Origin of the sequence: Lacticaseibacillus zeae subsp. silagei, from assembly GCF_030770335.1 — a bacterium.
In the GTDB taxonomy this organism is placed as follows: Bacteria; Bacillota; Bacilli; order Lactobacillales; family Lactobacillaceae; genus Lacticaseibacillus; species Lacticaseibacillus zeae.
The window spans coordinates 2,673,095-2,691,738 of record NZ_CP132484.1; the positions used below are offsets into that span (position 1 = coordinate 2,673,095).

The window sequence follows — 18,644 nt, forward strand, 5'->3', positions numbered from 1 at the left end:
GGGAACTTTAAAATGAAAAAGCATTGTTTGTCGGCGAGTCAATCGGTTAACCAATTCCACCGACTTTTCTCGCCAGTGTCATCTTCGGACATCCCATTGAATCAGCAAAATCTACTATTCTGGATGGCCACGGATCTGACACCAAAAACGCCGACGAGTCTTGCCAAGGAGATGCATGTCACCAAAGCTGCCATCACCAAAGCCAGCGGGCCGTTGCTTGACCGCGGGTTGCTTGACAAGCAGCCTGACCCGGACGACTACCGCAGCTTCAAACTCGTCCTCAGCGAACCGGGACAAGACGCCGTCGAGGATCTGGGGCCTGAATATATGGGGAACCTTGAGCGCCTGTACAACGAATTGGGTGAAAAGAAATACCTCAAGCTCATTAAACTGCTCAGCCAGGCCACCGGTGTCGCAGTCGAAGAATAAGCCAATCGGTCATGTTCGGCAATCCGCCTTACGCAGTGCTTGCGTGAGGCCTTTTTCGTATTTTCTCAACTGCGTTACAATAAACCCATAGTGACATATCACTCAACCTTAAACAGTTTACTAATTTTGGCAAAGGAGTTCGATTCGATGGCAATTCCAGATCATATCAGTGTTCGCGGTGCCTATGTCAATAATTTGAAACACCTTAACGTGGATATCCCCTTAAACAAACTCGTGGCGATTACCGGTCGTTCAGGCTCCGGTAAAAGTTCGCTGGCGATGGGCGTTTTGTACGCGGAAGGCATGCGGCGGTATATGAGCGCTTTGTCGACTTATACGCGCCGGCGATTAGGGCAAACGAGTCCGGCGGCGGCCGATTCAGTCAAGCATATTCCCAGTGCGATCGCCCTCAGACAGCGGCCGGTTGTGCCTGGCATTCGCTCAACCGTTGGCACCGCCACGGAAGCCTTAAATGTGATTCGCCTGATGTTTTCGCGTCTCGGCTCACCGGTTTGTCCAAATGGCCACCGCGTTCCGCCGACACTTGATATTGCCAAGGCCATGGATCTACCAAATGACGGCGAAAGCGGGATGGGCATGATTACCTGTCCGACTTGTGGGGTTCACTTTATGGCCTTTGCGGCAGAAGATTTTGCCTTCAATTCGACTGGCGCCTGCCCAACCTGTGGCGGCACGGGTCAAGCGCGGACGCTGGCGGCCAATCGCCTCATCCCCGATCAAACGCTGACGATTCGTCAAGGGGCGGTTGCCTCATGGCGGCTGCCCGGACGTAACTTCATGCCGTACGTTGCCCAGGCAATTGGCATTGACATCGATACCCCTTTCCAGGATCTGCCCAAGGACCAACAGGAACAAGTTTGGCATGGTCAATGGAAAAAATACGCCATCAACATCCCCAGCAAAACAGGCAGAGTTTTCCATATGGATCACGCACAATACGAAAATGCCTTCAATGCGGTCGAAGACTCTTTAGCCACCACCAAGAATGAACGCGCGATCCAGCGTCTGAATCGGTTCTATGAGTTCGGCGTTTGCCCGACCTGTCATGGCAGCCGGTTCGCACCAAAACTGTTGTCACAACTTTTGGTTGATCAAAACATCGCGCAAGTCAGCGACATGACCCTGACGCAGCTTTCTGCCTTTATCCCGAAAATCTACCAGTGGTTGCCGGAAAATATGCAGGCATTGGCGCACGACATCATTAAAGAATTGACGCAGCTGCTTAAGCCGATCATGGATTTGGGCCTGAGCTACCTGACGTTAAGCCGGGCTGCTGCATCGTTGTCCACCGGTGAATTGCAACGGATTCAGCTCAGTCGAACACTACGCACCGAAACAACCGGCGTTCTGTATGTCCTCGACGAACCTTCTATCGGGTTACATGCAGCCAATGTTGCCGGTTTATTGGAAGTGATGCACGGCTTGGTTGATCAAGGCAACTCACTGGTGGTCGTGGATCACAACACGGCGATCATCAACGCAGCGGATCAAATTGTCGAAATCGGCCCGGGTGCCGGCGTTGACGGGGGTCGCATTCTCGATCAGGGGGATCCCGCCACCGTTAGCCGCAATCCGCATTCGTTAATTGCCCCATTTTTAACCGGCAAAACCAAACTCATTGTCCGCCCGCAAGCTGGTGCCGAAGCAGTTGCCAAGGCCAAGCAATTGCAGCTAACCGTGACGGATCGCTTCAACCTGCACAATTTGCATGTCGCCTTCCCGATTAATTGCTTCTCCGTCGTATCCGGCTTCTCCGGCGCTGGCAAGTCGACGCTCATTTTCGATGCATTAGTCCCGGCACTGTCGGCAACGAAAGATCAACCCGGCCCGACTTTTGTCCGCGATCTCAAAAATGGCGGCATTCGGCATGTGGTTGCCATTGATGCGACGCCGGTTGGCAAAAACGTCCGTTCAACCGTTGCCACTTACACTGATATTCTCGATCACCTGCGCCATCTGTTCGCAGCTTTGCCAGACGCCAAAGCCAAGCACTATACCAGCAGTCACTTCTCCTATAACGTCAAGGCGGGTGCTTGCCCGACCTGTGGCGGTACTGGTGTGATTAATCTGGACATTCAGTATTTGCCGGATATGCAGCAAACCTGCCCTACCTGTCATGGTCGCCGCTACAACCCCGAAGTCTTAAAAATCAAGTGGCACGACCGCAGCATTGCCGACCTGCTGGATCTCGACGTCGATACCGCACTCAAGGTGTTCAAGGACGAACAGGCAATCGCCCATACCTTGCAGACACTCCACGACATGGGACTGGGCTATCTGCATTTAGGCGAAAGCACACCGACGCTATCCGGCGGCGAGGCCCAACGACTTAAGCTGGTCGCACACATGGGCCGGTCCCAAAAAGATACGCTATTCGTCTTCGATGAACCTTCCGTTGGGCTGCATCCCCTTGATGTTCAAACATTAGTGGCAGTTTTCCAGCGCCTTTTAAAAACCGGCGCAACCGTCATTGCCATTGAACACGACCTAGATGTTATTGCCAATGCCGATTACGTCTTGGACTTAGGACCAAAAGGCGGGGCTGAAGGCGGCCAAGTCATGGCAGCCGGCACGCCACAAGCCATCGCCCGCCAAGGCCACGGCGAAACCGCCAAATACTTAGCGGCACATCTGGCGGCTTTTCAGGTTAAATGAGAAGAAACAAAATCGGCTCCGGAGATCATCTCTAGAGCCGATTTTTTATATCCAGCGCAACCTGCTCGCGCCTTATGCGTTCAAAATATCATCAATTTGCTGAACCTCTTCAGCCGTGAACGTCAGATGTTCTGTCGCCTTGAGGTTATCTTCCAGATGCTCAACCGATGTCGTACCGATAATCACACTCGTCACGACCGGATCACGCAAAAGCCATGCCAACGCCATCTGAGACAACGTCTGGCCACGTCCTTGGGCAATCTTGTTCAAGTCATTGAGCTTCTTAACCACGGCATCCTTACCTTTTGCAAAAGTGCCTTTGTTGGTGCGATGGATCTGGAAGCTATCCGGAATGCCGTTCAAATAACGATCGGACAATAACCCTTCTGACAATGGACCATACGCAATCAACCCGGCGCCATTCGCCTTCAAGGCATCCGTCAGGCCGGAAGTTTCGGCCTCGCGATTGAACATGTTGTAACTGAACTGGTTCAAGACAAACGGGGTATGCAGGTCTTTAAACATCGCAATGGCCTCTTTGGTCTGCTCCGTATCATAATTGGAAATCCCGATATACAAAGCCTTGCCATCCCGCACGGTTTGATCAAGCGCATTGACAGTCTCTTCCAACGCCACCGTGTCATCGAAACGATGTGCATAATAAATGTCGACATAATCCAGACGCAACCGTTTGAGGGAGTCATTCAGGCCTTGAATGACGGCTTTGCGTGAAGTGCCGATGCCATACGGGCCTGGGTGGATTTCATAGCCGACCTTCGTGCTAATCACCAGTTCATCGCGATAATCCTTCAAATCAGTTGCCAGAATCTGTCCCAACAGCGTTTCGCTCGAACCGTATCCCGGATCAACATCGCCGTTACCATAATGATTGGCAACATCAAAATGAAAAACACCATGATCAAACGCATCCAGAATCACCGAACGCCGCGAATCAAACGGATCCAGATTGCCATAATGCTGCCACAATCCTAAAGAAATTGCCGGCAACATCAAACCTGTCTTACCGGCATGACGAACCGGCATCTTCGCATAACGATCAGTCGCTGCATGATACATGAACAAAGCCCCCCTAGTTGTTAGTGAGCGTGAGCCAGCCCGGTTAGAAACCGGAGTGTAAGTGGCCTTGGGCGTGATGGTCGGGCTTTGACCATTGCGACCAAGGTCCTTACACGCAGGTTTCTGGGCTGGCGAACGCGTTATAGTGAGCGTGCGCCGGCTCCTGCGCCGACGAACGCGTTAATGATAGACAGTTACAAAATAAAAACGTTTGCCACTATCTCTATCGTGGCAAACGTTCAACAAACAAGCAACTGGAAACCCTGTTTTCTCCATAAAAATTTATTTTTCAAAAAATTCCGTCAAAAAATGCGCCACGCCGTCATCGACATTGGTATCGGTCACATATCGGGCAACGCGCTTGACTTCGGGCACGGCATTGCCCATCGCCACACTCACACCAGCGGCCTGCAACATTCCTAAATCATTAAGGCCGTCGCCAAAAGCAATTGTGTGGTCCGGCGCAATGCCGGTCTTTTCCTGTAATTCGCGCACAGCATTGGCTTTGTCGACATGCTTGGGAATTAATTCCAAGTTAGTATGCTCAGAGGCCGAGACATGCAAAACATCACGCGCCTCCAAGGCCGTTTTTCCGGCATCCAAAGCTTTCGTATCATTGGGTCCAAAAATAATGCCATTCGTAATCACCGCGGCGTGGGTCAATAGTTCCTTTATCGATGGCACGCCGACCACCTTAATTTCAACCGATTTAGGCGCAAACTTGCGGGCGGCTGCTTCAATGGCGGGCGGCAGTGTTCCGGTGAAATAAACGGTATCATCGCTAAAGTACAAGGCGTTAAGATTCAAATCGGCACTGACTTCTTCAACTGCCGTCAATGCGTCTTCGCCAAGTGTGTGATGCACCCGTTCACCGGAAAAATCATACACAGCACCATTAGAAGCGATAATGCTGGCGTCGGGCTGAAACTGTTTGGCGACAACTTCCGCCAGCGCATGCATGCGCCCGGTCGCAACATAAAAAGCCGCGCCGGCCGCCACTGCATTTTCTAATGCCTGAGCTGTGTTTACTGTGACATCATGATGATTGGCCGTTAACGTCCCGTCAATATCACTTACGATTAAGTATTTAGACATAATCGTTCCTTTCCTCTACGACTGCGAACGCGTTATCGCGAGCGCAACTCCACTGCTCTTACATGAAATCGGCCATAGAAACATCACAAGTTTCTATGACCGATTCTCATTAGCGCTTATCGCAATCGTTGCCTAAAGTCCCTGCGGCAGCTTATCAATCTGCGCAGCATACCATTCTTGCCATGGTGTTTCCGGAGCGCCTTGTGCATTGTACTTAACCTTAACTTGCTTCAGAAGATCCAGCAGATTACCTGACCGATGCGTCAACAAGCCGCTCGTCAATTCCTCCCGCGTCAAAGTACGGTTGTCGAGGAGATAATGGTTAATATCGGCCAAATCACCTTGCTTATCAAGCTGGGAGAAAACGTCTAACCCCGCTCCAAAGAACCGGTTAAGGTAAAATTTTGCAAAAGTTTCCAATGCGGTTTGTTGTGCCGCCTCATTCAGTTGATCGATCGTTGTGTTGCTAGCTGCCATGACTAATTTCGTCCTTTCTATTTTATTCCATTATAACCACTTTTAGGCCGTTTTTGAAAAGCCCTCTGCTGGCGGCGCGGTCATTTTCAAAAAATCAAGAAATATTTTTAGGATTTTGAAACTTTCCGCCTCTAGTACCTTGCTATTGGAGAACGAATGTTATAATATGCCACTTATGTTGGGAATTTTTGAAAGGCTGGAGGCATTATGGAAAAAGAAAAATTACATCTCGGAGACGCTGTTGTTTGTCAGGTTAAGGAAGACATGGAAGCGCCTTTCACCGGGAAAATCGAAAAAGTTTACGAAAACTCTGCGCTACTGACCATTACTGACTATGCAGAGCAAGACCGACAGAATGCTTCGGAGCTGAATTTTAAAATTGTTACAAATTTCCACGCCATGACTAAAAACCTTGGTGGTGGCACTGTCCTGGCATTCCCCCCAGAATCCGCCGAGGACCATAAAAAATAATCATCCGATAATGATCAACCAAGCATGGCTCACTAACACTGTTGTCATGCCGGTTGTTATTATTTACTTAGTCGCATCCCAATAGAACAAACTACCCCCGGCAGCCAGCAAACTCGGCTAGCCGGGGTTTTTAGTGGCGTAACCCCCAACATGTCTGATTTAAGAAACACCTGCAATTCTCACCAATAGCTAGGCCAACGAGGCATTTTCGTTGTCAAGATGGCGAATTTGGGTACAATAAGTTGCGCGGTTCACACATTATCATTAAAAGGCGGCAATCCATATGCAAACCAAAAATCAACCCATCCACGAAAGTCTATTAATCGGCACGTTGCTGACCGGCGCTGCTGGCAGCTTTGATGCGTTTACCTATTTGCTGCATGGCGAAGTTTTTGCTGGCTTGCAGACCGGGAATGTCATTCTATTAGGTGTGCATCTTAGTCAGGCGCAATGGTATACGGCGATTCGCTATGTCGTACCGATCCTGGCCTTCATGTTCGGCACGATGGCGGCACGGGCCATTCAGCTGCAAGCCGATAAACGTCAGCATCCCTTAAGCGAACAACGCTGGATCGTTCGCTACGAAATCGGATTAATTTTGCTCGTCAGTCTGCTAGGCCGCTGGCTACCTGACTTAGTCGCCAGCGCCATGGTCTCGCTCATTGCTGCCGCTCAACTTCAGGAGTTCCGCCGGTTACGCGGGGGTCCGTTTACTTCATTAATGATGACCGGCAATCTCCGGACAGCTGCTCAGAATCTCTATGATGGCTTCATTCGCGGCCAGCAAAAAAGCCGCGAATCCGCAGCTGTGATCGGTACCATTATTTTGAGCTTTGCGGCCGGCGCTGGTATCACCAGCATCCTGACTCACTATATCGGTACCTATGCTTTGGCCGGCGCGGCACTATGCCTAATCGCCATTGACGGCATTTTCTGGCAAGACCAGATTAAACTGCATTAAGCGCTGGCTTCCCCAGCCACTTTCTGGCCCTGATGCAGGAAGCCTAAGTCATTAAAATCGGTGACCCGAAAACGCTCGTTAGTCCACGACAGTTTGGTCACACTGGCATTGTCGAGCATTTCCCGTCCATCAATGTTGTAGTGGATGTAGTTCAACCACATCAACGCAGCAGTTCCGTGGGTCACCACCAAAACTCGCTGCCAATCTTTCGTCTCGGCTTCCACTGCAATTGCGCGCAAAGTCCGATTGAGCCGTTCCTGAACCATGCGATTCGTCTCGGCAGTATTCGGATGTTGATCCATATTAGCCGCAAACGCCGCATCAGCCGTTTGCGCCAAGGTAATTTCGCGATTGGCCAAGGCTTTGTGAAAATTGGCAACGCCCATGGTCGCTAATGAAAAATCATTTGCCAGCTGCCCTTCAAACTTGCCATAATTTTCTTCACGTAAGCCCATCAGCGTTGTGACCGGCAACGGTTCACCTAGTCCACTTAAAATAAAATGCGCCGTGTCGATCGCGCGGGTCAAATCACTCGCAAATGCTGCATCAAATCGAATATCTGCTGTCTTAAACCCCAATCCCAATGCTTTGGCATCTGCAATGCCTTTGGGAGTTAAGGCAGAATCAGCCATTCCCTGAACCCGTTTTTGAACATTAAATTCAGTTTGCCCGTGACGGACAAGATAAAGCGTTGTCATGATTACAATCCCCTATTTTCTGTGAGCGTGAGTCAGCCCGGTTAGAAACCGGAGTGTAAGTGGCCTTGGGCGTGATGGTCGGGCTTTGACCATTGCGACCAAGGTCCTTACACGCAGGTTTCTGGGCTGGCGAACGCGTTATTTTCATTGTTGACTTGTCACTAAGCCAGTTTCAGGTAATCCGCTAAATAATCCGCAACGCCATCGTGCTCGTTATCGCTTGGCGTATGCGCGTCGGCTGCTGCAAGAATGGCCGGACGCGCATTTTTCATGGCCACCCCATGGCCGGCAAATTGCAGCATATCCAAGTCGTTCATATCATCCCCAAATGCAATGATATGCGACTGATCAATGCCGTAACATCCCGCCACATAAGCCAATGCCCGGGATTTACTTGTATTGCGGCTTGTGACTTCCAGCGCCGTGTATTCCCCGCTCCAGGCGCCCCAAGTTTTGGCAGCCAGATGCGGATACAATGCCGCGACCTGCCTGGCAACCGGCTTGAAGATCTTGGCTTCCATAAACATGGTGACCGAAATCGGTGCCTGCCGCAGCCCCTGCTCATCTAACAACGCATCGGGGTGTAAGCGATCCGGCAAAAACGGAATGTTGGCGTACGGCCGATCCGCCACCAACAAGCGCTTGCCTTCTGCCACCATCACTTTAAACGCAAACGCCTGCTTCAACTGGCGCAAGGATAAGGCCACCGGAATCGGAATCGTGACTTCCTTTTCATATTGCCAGTGGCGGTGCGGCATGTGAATCAAGGCACCATTAAAATTGATCATCGGCCCTTGTAGCTTTAAAGCATCATAAAATTGTTCTGAAATAGCATCCGGACGGCCGGTTGCAATGACCACCAAATGGCCTGCTGCCTGCGCCGCCTGCAAAACAGCGATCGTGCCAGCGCTCAACTGGCCATCAGCGTTCAAGGTCGTACCATCCAGATCCAGTGCGATAAGATAACGATTCATGCAGCAGCCTCTTTTCAATTTTTTTCGAAAGCGATCAAGGATAGCCATCTGCAACCCATTCCCCTACAATAGGTAGTTAGAAAGCGAGGACAAGATGGCTGAATCAATTGTACTTTATACAGACGGCGGCAATCGCAACACCGGCAATCACGCTGGCGGCTCAGTCCGGCCCACCGATAAAAGCGCGTGGGCCGCGTTACTGATCTACGGGGAGCATGAGAAAATGCTCTCTGAAGGCGATTACGGCCGAACCAATAATTATATGGAAATTATGGCGGTGATTCAAGGATTAAAAGCGATCAAACGCACGGATATTCCGGTGGACGTCTATTCCGATTCTGCATACGTGATCAACACCATGCAACAGCGCTGGTGGATCAAGTGGCAACAAAACGGCTGGCGCAACCACGGCAAGCCGGTTAAAAACGCCGAGCTGTGGCAGGCACTGCTACATCAAGTTAACCGCTTCGATCACGTGACGTTTCATAAAGTGAAAGGCCACGCCACCAATCATAACAACAATCGCGTCGATGAGGCGTTGAACCAAACCATGGATCGGCTCGATGATCGCTCCTGATTATTTTACCCTTGATGGCCTAAAAAAGCTTCTCCATAGGTCTCAGCCAAGAACCCATTAATCACCTGCTGCATCTTTTGGACAGAAGGTGATTTTTTAATGGTCGGATTAATCACCAAACATAACGTCCGGGAAAATGGTTCAGAAAACGGATAAACATTAACATCACCCACCAGCTTCTGCAAGGCCAGTTTCGGTAAAATGCCAAGCCCTAGGCCCGACTCGACCATCGACAAAATGCTTTGGTCGTCAATTGAGTAATTAATGGTGTTCGTTGACACATGATAACGGTCCAATGCGCGCTTGGTGTCGCGATCATAGTCGATTTGTTGAAGAATAAAGTTCCGCTTTTCGACATCCGCCTGCGTCACCGTTTTACCATTCTTGGGCTTGAAGCTTTTCGGCGTGATACAGTAAATCGGATCCTTCAACAACGGCTCCACGACCACGCCCGGGCCAACTGGCAGTGATGAAAACCCTAAATCAGCCGTTCCCAATCGCACAGCGTCCACAATGCGATTGAAAGTCCCTTGAACCACGCTGATTTCAATGTGCGGATATCGCTTCTTAAACCGCTGAATAATCGTGGGCAGCCAGTTCGTCGACACCGACGAAAACGCGCCGATGCGAATACGGCCGGTATTGACACCATTGATGTTATCGGCCACTTGTGACAGTTGCTCCTCAAGATTCTGAATACTCTGAATAATTGGCAGCACCTGCGCACCGTCTTCGGTCAGGGTCACGCCGGTCCGATTGCGAATCAGCAGCGGAAAGCCTAGCTCGCTCTCCAGCTGGCTGATGCTATGACTGACCGCACTCGGTGTGACATTCAATTCCGCCGCCGCTTGTGCCAGTGTCCCGCGTTCGACGACTTTGCTAAAAACTTCATACGAAAAATTACCCATGATATTTTTTCTTCCCTTTCACCGCGAAGTTGAAGTGACAGCGCTTGTCACTTCAGCAAGACAAATCCCGTCACATCAGTCACTAAGTGTGTTCGTTCTTTTTAACATGAACAGTATTCAACTTAACCTGAAATAGTTGAGCTTTACTCAATCATACGAGCCGTTTTACACTAGTGTCAATAAGAAAGCGTTGATCGGATTTTCGAACCAGCGCGACGAAGGTATCGCGCCGCTTCTTGCATCGATACCAAAGGGGGATTTTCATCATGAAATTCGCAAAACGTACACAAAAAACCGGTAAATCAGGCTTAGAGGATCTGTTCGCGGCTTCCGGCCCGAATGTCATTTCCTTTGCCGGCGGTTATCCGGATCGCAGCCTGTTCCCGACACAGCAGCTCAACCGCGCTTTTAAGCACAGCTTCACCAGTGGCGATACCGAGTTGCTGCAATACGCCAGCACGCAAGGTTACCTGCCACTCCGGGAAAAGATTGCGGCGCGGCTGCGAGCCACCGGTATGCCGACACGTGCGGCCGATATCATGATGACGCAAGGTGCCCAGCAAGGCATCGATCTGGTTGCGCGGTTAATGCTTGATCCTGGCGACGGCCTGGTGGTTGAAGCGCCAACTTACTTAGGCGCCTTGGCTGCATTTAATGCTTATCAGCCAACTTACTACGAGGTGCCGATGCAGGACGACGGCATTGACATCAACGCTTTGCAACGGGTTTTGATGAGCCGCTCCGTCAAGTTCATCTACACGGTTCCGGATTTTCAAAATCCAACCGGCATCGTGATGTCGCTCGCCAAACGGAAAGCCCTGATTCGCCTGGCCAATCAATACGATGTGATGATTCTTGAAGACAATCCTTACCGTGACCTTCGCTACGACGGCAAGCCGTTGCCAACCATTAAGTCTTTGGATACAGAAGGTCGGGTCATCTATCTCGGCAGTTTCAGCAAGATCCTCTCGCCTAGTTTGCGGATGGGCTGGTTAGTTGCTGCGCCGGAGCTTTTAAAAGAGCTGATTGCATTAAAAGGCGGCAGTGACCTGGAATCCAGCAACCTGACCATGCACGGGATCAATGATTACATGGAAGAAAACGATCTGGATGCGCACATCAAGCAGATTCAGGATCGTTACCGTGAGAAGAAAGACGCGATGGTTGACGCCATGACCCGCTACATGCCAGCCGAAGCCCACTTCAACAATCCTGACGGCGGCTTCTTCCTGTGGCTCACCATGCCCGCCGGTTTTGACATGGGTGCCTTCATGAAGCAACATCTATTGCCGGAAAACAACATCTCCTATGTGCCATCGGCCAATCTATATGCGACCTCCGCACAGGTCAACGGCGCCCGCCTCAACTTCACCGGTCCGACCTTGGATCAGATCGACACCGGTATCAAAGCATTAGGCGATGCTTTGAAGATGGCATTGCACCAACCTACCTTGGTTGCCGAGCGGGCTTAGTTCCCTGACGAACCGTATTGCTTAGGTGGTAAACTTTACAAAATGACAAAGTAACCATCACATTTTCGTCAAACTTTGCCAGTAGTATTGGCACCATAGAAATGAGCCACCCACTCATTCCTAAACCCCAACCTAATTTTCATTTTTCTCCTCCAAAAAAAAGATGATTGGCCCCCATCCGATCATCACCCCAAAAAAGGCCCGCTGCGTTTGGCAGCGAGCCTTTTGTTGTGGACTTATAAACTATTGAAAACTAATGTCGGCGCTGCTTAAACTAAGCGGTCAACACCAAAGCTTGACGGATCGTCTTTCTTGTCCTCTTGCTTGTCATCGGCCTCAGCTGGCTTTTCAGTCTTAGCTTCGTCGGTTGACTTGACGTCTTTTTTAGCGTCCTTCTTGTCGTCGTCCGTTTCTTCCGGCTTCTTAGGTGCAGCCTGTTCGCGGATTTTGGCTTCAATTTCCTTGGAAATTTCCGGATGTTCGTCCAGATAATGGGAGGCGTTCACAAGGCCTTGGCCCAGACGCTCTTTGCCATAGTTGTACCAGGATCCTGACTTAGTGATGACATCAAACTTACTGTCTTTTTCCGTCACTAAGTTGATCATGTCGGTGTTGTGCTCAATCCCATGGCCAAATGACATCGTGGTTTCAACCGTCTTAAATGGTGGTGCCACCTTGTTCTTGGTAACCTTCAGTTTGCTGGCAAAACCGATTACGTCTTTACCATCTTTGACTTGCTGGCCTTTTTTGACCTCAATACGAACCGAGGCATAAAACTTCAAGGCGCGTCCACCCGGCGTAACTTCCGGATTACCAAACATCACGCCGACTTTTTCCCGCAACTGATTGATAAAGATGACCAATGTATTGGTATTGTTAATCGACCCGGCCATTTTACGCAGCGCTTGCGACATTAGCCGCGCCTGCAAACCGACATGACTGTCACCAATGGCGCCTTCGATTTCAGCCTTGGGAACCAAAGCGGCAACGGAATCAATCACGACAATATCAACGGCGGCGGATTCGATCAGCATTTCGGCAATTTCCAATCCCTGTTCACCCGAGTTTGGCTGGGATAACAGAAGGTCGTCAATGTTAACCCCCAATTCAGCCGCATATTTTGGATCCATCGCGTTTTCGGCATCAATATAAGCTGCCTTGCCGCCGGATTTTTGCAACTCGGCGATCGTCTGTAACGCAATTGTGGTTTTCCCGGTACTTTCAGGACCATAGATTTCCACAATCCGGCCGCGTGGCAACCCGCCGACACCAAGTGCCAAATCTAATGAAAGAATGCCAGTCGAAACAACATCAACCTTCAGTTCCGGCCGATCACCCATTTTCATCACGGCGCCTTCACCAAACGCCTTCTTGATTTTCTGCAGCGCCTTTTCTAATTCGGTTTCGCGATCTGTGGTATCAGATTTTGTATTAGCATTCTTTGTGGTCGTTTTTTTCGCCATATTTGTCTCCTTAATTACGCGCACACAGCGCTTAAAATACACTAGTTACATTATCGAACATGCGTTTGTTTTTTGCAAGCTTTTCGTTCAACAAAACGGATTTTTCTGCGTGCCAAATTGTTTTCCCTTCTATTTTACCTGAAGCAACCGGGCGATTGGGAAAAACCTGCTGTTATTGATGGGCTGAAAACGCGGTCGCTGGCGCAGGAGTTTGCGTGTAAAGGCCTCTAGACAAAAGTTCTCTACTGCGTCTCTGAAACGCGCTCGCAGGCCCAGAAACCTACGCATAAGGACCTCGAACCTAAATGGCCAAAGCCCAGCCATTTAGGTTCGAGGCCACTTATGCTCCGGTTTCTAAGCGGGCCTGCTCACGCTCTGTTGAAAACATGCTATGATGGTTCGGTCAGTGATGGCAATCATACACACAAGGTGGAGAAAAACAATGATGTTCATGGGTTCCATTGTCAACGGCTTAACCATTATCGGCGGCGGTCTGCTTGGGCTGGTCTTGCACAATATTAGCGATAACGCCAAGGATACGATCACCAAAAGTCTAGGGCTTGGCACGTTTGCGCTAGGCATTCAGATGGCGTTGCAGACCAAAAGCTTCATTGTCATCATCATTAGCCTGTGTCTTGGTGGCCTGTTGGGTGAGTGGCTGCATATCGAAGACGGCATGAATCATCTCGGCCTCAAACTGCAGGAACGCTTTGCAAAAGGCAACAGCCACTTTGCAGAGGGTTTCGTCACCGCGACGTTAATCGCCGTCATCGGTGCCATGAGCATTCTGGGCGCGATCCAGGCCGGCGTGTCCGGTGATAACGCCACACTTTACACGAAAGCAGTCATGGATGGCTTCATGGCCATCATGATGACCGCTTCACTTGGCGTCGGCGTTATGTTCTCCGCCATCCCCGTGGTTTTATATCAAGGTACCATCACATTGTTAGCCAGTTTCCTAGTCCAGTTCATTCCCAAAACCTTGTTGGCGACGTCCTTGCGCGAAATCGGCGCAATTGGCGGCTTGATGATTCTGGGCATCGGCTTGAATCTCATGGACATCACCAAAATTCGGATCTCCAATCTTTTGCCAGGGTTACTCGTTCTCCTGGCAATTCTGACTGGTCAGTATTTTCTATAAATTAGGCATCTAAAAAGCAGGCCGCGCCTTGACCTGCTTTTTAATAGTCTGTTACCTATTACTATTTTTGCGCTCCGATCAGAAATTAGGAATCAATCCTTGCCGGCCGCTTTGAAAACGCCGATAAACCACTTTACAATGCCAATCACGGATTTTGGTCAAAATGCGCGAATTCGCATCGTGATACCAATAGCGCAGATCGTCTTTAATGTACAAACGATTCAACCATGCATGATCGTGCCGTAAGAATGTGAAGCTCTCAAGTAAATCCTGCTCGCGCCAGACATCTGGCAACAGAAACTGGCTTCGCGTAAAGCGTTTTAACTGCCGTCCTGAATAATAAACCCGTTCAATCCGACCGATGAAAAACGCGGTATGCCCTTTGCCGACATATGGCGCCATTGGTGCGACAATCAGTCCACCGCGAAGCCGCTCAAACCAGTCAGTTTGCGGACTTACCTTAATTGCATGCGTAACATCTTTTGGTAACCGGAAGTCCAAAACCAACCCATCCGGACGGCGAACCCGTACAACGATATGTTGCTTCTTCATGTTACCACCCCACTTACCTTGGCCCCTAAGGCGACTTGTACTGCTGAAAAAAGTTTAACACGAAATGTTCGGATTTGCATAAAGAACGTTTGTTTCGTTAATTAACCCTCCGCCAAACTAACCAACCTCGGCGACGCAAGCGGTGAATTCAAATGTGAACACAATCACCACAAAGATATAATAGAATATTGCATTTGCCTTCACATTTCATTCACACCCTGTCTGTAGTATAAGAAACATAGAAATGAGCTACCCACTCATTCCTAAAACCCCAACCCAACTTTTTCATTTTTACTCCTCCAAAGTAGAAATCGTCGATCGTCCCCCAAACGATCAGACACCCCCAGCAGACCGCCCACCCAGCGGTCTGCTTTTTTTGTGTGAGCGTGAGCCAGCCCGGTTAGAAACCGGAGCATAAGTGGCCTCGAGCCTGAATGGCTGGGCTTTGGCCATTCAGGCTCGAGGTCCTTATGTGCAGGTTTCTGGGCTGGCGAACGCGTTATAGAAAGCGGAAATAAATTGGCTTTTTGCCTCCAATAGAACGATCTTCAGTCAGTGTTGGCCATTCAGGCTCGAGGTCCTTATTTGCAGGTTTCTAGGCTGGCGAACGCGTTATAGAACACGAAAGCCCGCCCCTCACATTTGCCTCAAATAGAACATCCTCTAACGCAAAAAAAAGCCCCCACACCGGGAGACTTCTCACGCCTACAAACATACCCTAGCGTTTAAACAACGCATACAAAGCATCCGGCGTCCGTGCCGCCTGAAACGCCTTGACAAAATCTTCATGCGTCAGCAACTTCGCCGTATTCGACAAATACTTCAAATGACCGCCACTATCATGTTCCGGAATCAAAAACGAAATCACGGCTGTCACCGGCTTACCATCAAAGGTCTTCCAGTCAACCGGCTGCGCCAAGTGCAACACCAGCATTGCCGACTGCTTAATCGTGGCATCCTGTGCATGTGGAATGGCGATGCCTTTTTCCATCCCAGTCGAACCTTCCACCTCCCGCGCAACATACTTCTTGAAAATCGCATCGGCATCTGTGGCAAGGCCGTTCTTAACCGCCATGTCCGCCAAATAGTGTAAGACATCGTCACGCGTTTTAGCAGGTACATCAACTTCAATATTTTCCTTACTCAAAATATCGCTCGGATCAAAAGTCTGATCAGCCTGATCATCGACCGGCGCCGGCTGGTTGCGTGCCGAATCAACCTTCACCGGTGCCGCCGTCGCATCGTCTGCAGCGCCTTCTGTTGCCAAAGCCGCTTCAACCACGCCGGTTTTCACGCCGCGTTTTCTAGAAGAACGGCCGGCAATCATGGCTAAAAGAACGCCTGATGCAGCCGCACCAACCAGAATCCAGGCGACCCAGAGAAACGGTTTGTTCACCAGTGGCAAAACGATGAACCCGCCGTGGGGTGCTGGCACCTGGATACGCGACATGTACGTCAACACTGCCGCGATCGCCGAGCCAACCATAAAGGCAGGAATGTTCATCAGTGGATTTTTGGCAGCGAACGGAATCGCGCCTTCGGTAATATGCGTCGATCCTAACAAAGCATTGACGTAACCGGCACTGCGCTCATCCCGATTATAAGCTTTAGGATTCAGCAAAACCGAAATCGTGGTTGCCAGTGGCGGTGCGATGCAGGCGGCTGACACACCCGCCATGAAAAAGTAATTACCTTGGGCCAGCAGCGCGGTGCCTGTCAGATACGCAGCTTTGTTAATCGGACCGCCAAAGTCGGCAGCACACATGACGCCGACCACAACGCCTAAAATAATCGGGCTGGAACTCTCAAGCCCTTTTAACCACGCCATCAAGCCGAGATTCATCGCCTTCATTGGCGTGTTGATCAGATACATAATCGAACCGGCGATGAAGACCCCTAATACTGGATAAAGGAAAATTGCTTTTAGGCCGCGAAATTCCTTGTCAGGCATAAAGGCAAACACTTTTTGTAACATTAGAATAACCAGTCCGGCCATGTAGCCACCGACAATCGCGCCTAGGAATCCGGACCCATTGCCGCCGTTGTACGCAATCATGCCGACTGCCATGCCGACAATCAAGCCAGACCGCTTCGCCACGGCTTCACCGATGTATGCCGCTAAGACTGGCACCATCAAACCCATCGCCGCACTACCGACCGCATTGAGCATGGCCGCGAATTGGTTGTATTCGGCATTCTTCGGGTCAGCCGAGTAAATCCCCCAGAAAAATGAAACGGCGATCAACACCCCACCGGCTACCACCAGCGGCAGCATATGCGAAACCCCGTTCATTAAGCTGGTATAAATCTTATTGCCAATGCCGGCAGTGCTGGTTTCAACATTTTCATCGGCACTAGCCTTGGCTGTCCCGCCTTTTGGCATATAAACCGGTGTACTGTCACTTAAAGCTTCCTTGATGAGTTTGTCCGGCTCGCGGATGCCCGCTGCCACCGGAACATTGACCAGCGGCTTACCGGCAAACCGATCGGCGTCGACATCAATGTCCGAAGCGATGACAACCCCTTTGGCCCCTGAGATCTCAGCCGGCGTCAACGGGTCATCCACGCCAGTCTGCCCGTGTGTTTCCACTTTGATTGTTAGGCCCATCTTTTTGGCAGCCTGTTCCAACGCTTCTTGCGCCATATAAGTATGCGCGATGCCGGTCGCACAGCCGGTTGCCGCAATCAAATCATATTTTGCCATTCTCTAGCCCTCCAGTTGCTTGATTTCAATTTGCGTCAATAATTCATCTGTCTGGGTAAAATCCGTAATCCACGCGCGCCGGGCCGTGTCGCTGCCAGCCGCAATCGCTAATTTCAAAGTGGCGGCCAAATCCTGCTTTTGATACAACCCGGCTAAAAAGGTGCCGAGCATGGTGTCACCAGCGCCTGCCGTGTTGAGCACGTCAATTTTAGGGGCGTTACCGACCAGCGTAACTTCATGATTCATGAACAAAGCTCCGGCAGCACCCAATGAAACCAGAATATTCTGTGCACCGGCGTCCAGTGCGCGATGACCCAAGGCCACCATGGTCGATAGATCAGCCGCGCCGGATTGATCAAACCAGCTCATCAACTCTTCATCATTTGGTTTCACTAACAGTGGCCGATACGCCAAAGCTTTGACGGCTTCAGGATAGGCACTATCGATGATCAGCTGAAAACCTCGCTCCTGACTCAAGGCACCCAGCTTCAGCAAAAAGCTCGGTTCAATGCCCTGCGCAAAACTGCCCGAGACGCAGAGCCAATCTTCGCCGCCAAGCGTGGTCAGTTGTTGATATAATTGTTTTAATGTTGTCGGGCTAATTTCGGGACCGGGATTGACCAGTTTGTATTCGGTGTTGTCACTCACAACCCGCGTAAACACATTAATCCGGGTAAATCCCGCATCTTTATAAAAATGATTGCGAATGCCCTGCTGCGTCAAAAAATCGGCGATATAATCCAGCGTAAAACCACCACCCACGCCGAGCGCGACGTTATCTACACCGCGCCGCTTCAAGATACAGCTGACATTGACGCCTTTCCCATTTGCCTGAATATCATAGCTATCTGTCCGATTCACCGTATTGGGCGCCATTGTCTGGGTTTTAATAAAAAGATCAATGGCCGGATTTAACGTCAGGGTATAAATCAAATTAACCGCTCCTTCATGTCATTCGTTTTTGCTTAT

Annotated in this window: 17 protein-coding genes; 7 read left to right on the forward strand and 10 right to left on the reverse strand. The window is 50.3% G+C overall.

All coding sequences use genetic code 11. The features are described from left to right. Nucleotides 1–12 precede the first annotated feature (12 nt). Both LACZS1_RS12420 and LACZS1_RS12425 read left to right on the forward strand, forming a co-directional pair. Nucleotides 13–429 carry a MarR family transcriptional regulator gene (locus LACZS1_RS12420; protein ID WP_070651430.1) on the forward strand — a complete coding sequence of 139 codons (417 nt, stop codon included), beginning with the start codon at nt 13–15 and terminating at the stop codon, nt 427–429. Between the two features lie 147 nt (nt 430–576). Beyond that, entirely contained in the window at nt 577–3,105 is a 2,529-nt protein-coding gene (locus LACZS1_RS12425) for an excinuclease ABC subunit UvrA (RefSeq protein ID WP_070651429.1), read from the forward strand. Between the two features lie 72 nt (nt 3,106–3,177). Here the strand turns inward: LACZS1_RS12425 and LACZS1_RS12430 are convergent, their stop codons facing one another. The 3 genes from LACZS1_RS12430 to LACZS1_RS12440 all read right to left on the reverse strand — a co-directional run bounded on the left by LACZS1_RS12430 (nt 3,178) and on the right by LACZS1_RS12440 (nt 5,754). Next, nucleotides 3,178–4,182, reverse strand: coding sequence for an aldo/keto reductase (locus tag LACZS1_RS12430; RefSeq protein WP_070651426.1), 1,005 nt, complete (start codon nt 4,180–4,182; stop codon nt 3,178–3,180). Between the two features lie 282 nt (nt 4,183–4,464). Continuing rightward, complete coding sequence (locus tag LACZS1_RS12435; RefSeq protein ID WP_070651423.1) at nt 4,465–5,277, reverse strand: Cof-type HAD-IIB family hydrolase; 813 nt, start codon at nt 5,275–5,277, stop codon at nt 4,465–4,467. 132 nt (nt 5,278–5,409) lie between these two features. Next, complete coding sequence (locus tag LACZS1_RS12440; RefSeq protein WP_010490885.1) at nt 5,410–5,754, reverse strand: hypothetical protein; 345 nt, start codon at nt 5,752–5,754, stop codon at nt 5,410–5,412. Nucleotides 5,755–5,961: 207 nt separating this feature from the next. Here LACZS1_RS12440 and LACZS1_RS12445 point away from each other — a divergent pair, with 207 nt between their 5' ends. Both LACZS1_RS12445 and LACZS1_RS12450 read left to right on the forward strand, forming a co-directional pair. Then, a complete protein-coding gene (locus LACZS1_RS12445) occupies nt 5,962–6,225 on the forward strand; it encodes a hypothetical protein (RefSeq protein WP_010490883.1) in 264 nt (87 codons plus the stop codon). A gap of 283 nt (nt 6,226–6,508) precedes the next feature. After that, the gene (locus tag LACZS1_RS12450; protein WP_047107068.1) at nt 6,509–7,186 is read left to right on the forward strand and encodes a YoaK family protein; all 678 of its coding nucleotides are present in this window, start codon (nt 6,509–6,511) and stop codon (nt 7,184–7,186) included. On the opposite strand, the gene LACZS1_RS12455 is transcribed toward LACZS1_RS12450, so the two are convergent. Together LACZS1_RS12455 and LACZS1_RS12460 are read right to left on the reverse strand one after the other, a co-directional pair. Next, entirely contained in the window at nt 7,183–7,884 is a 702-nt protein-coding gene (locus tag LACZS1_RS12455) for a histidine phosphatase family protein (protein ID WP_070651421.1), read from the reverse strand. The two genes, LACZS1_RS12450 and LACZS1_RS12455, sit on opposite strands and share 4 nt — an antisense overlap. Before the next feature lie 161 nt (nt 7,885–8,045). Continuing rightward, entirely contained in the window at nt 8,046–8,858 is an 813-nt protein-coding gene (locus LACZS1_RS12460; protein ID WP_010490880.1) for a Cof-type HAD-IIB family hydrolase, read from the reverse strand. A 94-nt stretch (nt 8,859–8,952) separates the two neighbouring features. Between LACZS1_RS12460 and LACZS1_RS12465 the strand changes: the two genes are divergently transcribed. Continuing rightward, nucleotides 8,953–9,435, forward strand: coding sequence for a ribonuclease H family protein (locus LACZS1_RS12465; protein WP_070651419.1), 483 nt, complete (start codon nt 8,953–8,955; stop codon nt 9,433–9,435). Nucleotides 9,436–9,440: 5 nt separating this feature from the next. On the opposite strand, the gene LACZS1_RS12470 is transcribed toward LACZS1_RS12465, so the two are convergent. Continuing rightward, on the reverse strand, nt 9,441–10,343 hold the full coding sequence (locus LACZS1_RS12470; RefSeq protein WP_010490878.1) for a LysR family transcriptional regulator: 903 nt from the start codon (nt 10,341–10,343) through the stop codon (nt 9,441–9,443). A 266-nt stretch (nt 10,344–10,609) separates the two neighbouring features. Here LACZS1_RS12470 and LACZS1_RS12475 point away from each other — a divergent pair, with 266 nt between their 5' ends. Continuing rightward, the gene (locus tag LACZS1_RS12475) at nt 10,610–11,815 is read left to right on the forward strand and encodes an aminotransferase-like domain-containing protein (protein ID WP_070651417.1); all 1,206 of its coding nucleotides are present in this window, start codon (nt 10,610–10,612) and stop codon (nt 11,813–11,815) included. A gap of 269 nt (nt 11,816–12,084) precedes the next feature. On the opposite strand, the gene recA is transcribed toward LACZS1_RS12475, so the two are convergent. After that, a complete protein-coding gene (recA, locus tag LACZS1_RS12480; protein ID WP_047107063.1) occupies nt 12,085–13,278 on the reverse strand; it encodes a recombinase RecA in 1,194 nt (397 codons plus the stop codon). A gap of 442 nt (nt 13,279–13,720) precedes the next feature. On the opposite strand from recA, the gene LACZS1_RS12485 reads away from it, so the two are divergent. Next, nucleotides 13,721–14,419, forward strand: coding sequence for a DUF554 domain-containing protein (locus LACZS1_RS12485; RefSeq protein WP_047107059.1), 699 nt, complete (start codon nt 13,721–13,723; stop codon nt 14,417–14,419). 78 nt (nt 14,420–14,497) lie between these two features. Here LACZS1_RS12485 and LACZS1_RS12490 read toward each other — a convergent pair whose 3' ends face one another. The 3 genes from LACZS1_RS12490 to pfkB form a co-directional block, all read right to left on the reverse strand. Next, nucleotides 14,498–14,971 carry a DUF7679 family protein gene (locus LACZS1_RS12490; protein ID WP_010490873.1) on the reverse strand — a complete coding sequence of 158 codons (474 nt, stop codon included), beginning with the start codon at nt 14,969–14,971 and terminating at the stop codon, nt 14,498–14,500. Between the two features lie 718 nt (nt 14,972–15,689). Continuing rightward, nucleotides 15,690–17,675, reverse strand: coding sequence for a fructose-specific PTS transporter subunit EIIC (locus LACZS1_RS12495; protein WP_070651415.1), 1,986 nt, complete (start codon nt 17,673–17,675; stop codon nt 15,690–15,692). 3 nt (nt 17,676–17,678) lie between these two features. Further along, the gene (gene pfkB / locus LACZS1_RS12500; protein ID WP_070651413.1) at nt 17,679–18,608 is read right to left on the reverse strand and encodes a 1-phosphofructokinase; all 930 of its coding nucleotides are present in this window, start codon (nt 18,606–18,608) and stop codon (nt 17,679–17,681) included. Nucleotides 18,609–18,644: the final 36 nt, after the last annotated feature.

Coding starts and splice junctions, on each gene's coding strand:
- LACZS1_RS12450 (WP_047107068.1), top strand. CDS start 6,509: ATGCAAACCAAAAATCAACCCATCCACGAAAGTCTATTAATCGGCACG.
- LACZS1_RS12430 (WP_070651426.1), bottom strand. CDS start 4,182: ATGTATCATGCAGCGACTGATCGTTATGCGAAGATGCCGGTTCGTCAT.
- LACZS1_RS12425 (WP_070651429.1), top strand. CDS start 577: ATGGCAATTCCAGATCATATCAGTGTTCGCGGTGCCTATGTCAATAAT.
- LACZS1_RS12490 (WP_010490873.1), bottom strand. CDS start 14,971: ATGAAGAAGCAACATATCGTTGTACGGGTTCGCCGTCCGGATGGGTTG.
- LACZS1_RS12460 (WP_010490880.1), bottom strand. CDS start 8,858: ATGAATCGTTATCTTATCGCACTGGATCTGGATGGTACGACCTTGAAC.
- recA (WP_047107063.1), bottom strand. CDS start 13,278: ATGGCGAAAAAAACGACCACAAAGAATGCTAATACAAAATCTGATACC.
- LACZS1_RS12475 (WP_070651417.1), top strand. CDS start 10,610: ATGAAATTCGCAAAACGTACACAAAAAACCGGTAAATCAGGCTTAGAG.
- LACZS1_RS12485 (WP_047107059.1), top strand. CDS start 13,721: ATGATGTTCATGGGTTCCATTGTCAACGGCTTAACCATTATCGGCGGC.
- LACZS1_RS12470 (WP_010490878.1), bottom strand. CDS start 10,343: ATGGGTAATTTTTCGTATGAAGTTTTTAGCAAAGTCGTCGAACGCGGG.
- LACZS1_RS12435 (WP_070651423.1), bottom strand. CDS start 5,277: ATGTCTAAATACTTAATCGTAAGTGATATTGACGGGACGTTAACGGCC.
- LACZS1_RS12440 (WP_010490885.1), bottom strand. CDS start 5,754: ATGGCAGCTAGCAACACAACGATCGATCAACTGAATGAGGCGGCACAA.
- LACZS1_RS12445 (WP_010490883.1), top strand. CDS start 5,962: ATGGAAAAAGAAAAATTACATCTCGGAGACGCTGTTGTTTGTCAGGTT.
- LACZS1_RS12465 (WP_070651419.1), top strand. CDS start 8,953: ATGGCTGAATCAATTGTACTTTATACAGACGGCGGCAATCGCAACACC.
- LACZS1_RS12455 (WP_070651421.1), bottom strand. CDS start 7,884: ATGACAACGCTTTATCTTGTCCGTCACGGGCAAACTGAATTTAATGTT.
- LACZS1_RS12420 (WP_070651430.1), top strand. CDS start 13: ATGAAAAAGCATTGTTTGTCGGCGAGTCAATCGGTTAACCAATTCCAC.
- LACZS1_RS12495 (WP_070651415.1), bottom strand. CDS start 17,675: ATGGCAAAATATGATTTGATTGCGGCAACCGGCTGTGCGACCGGCATC.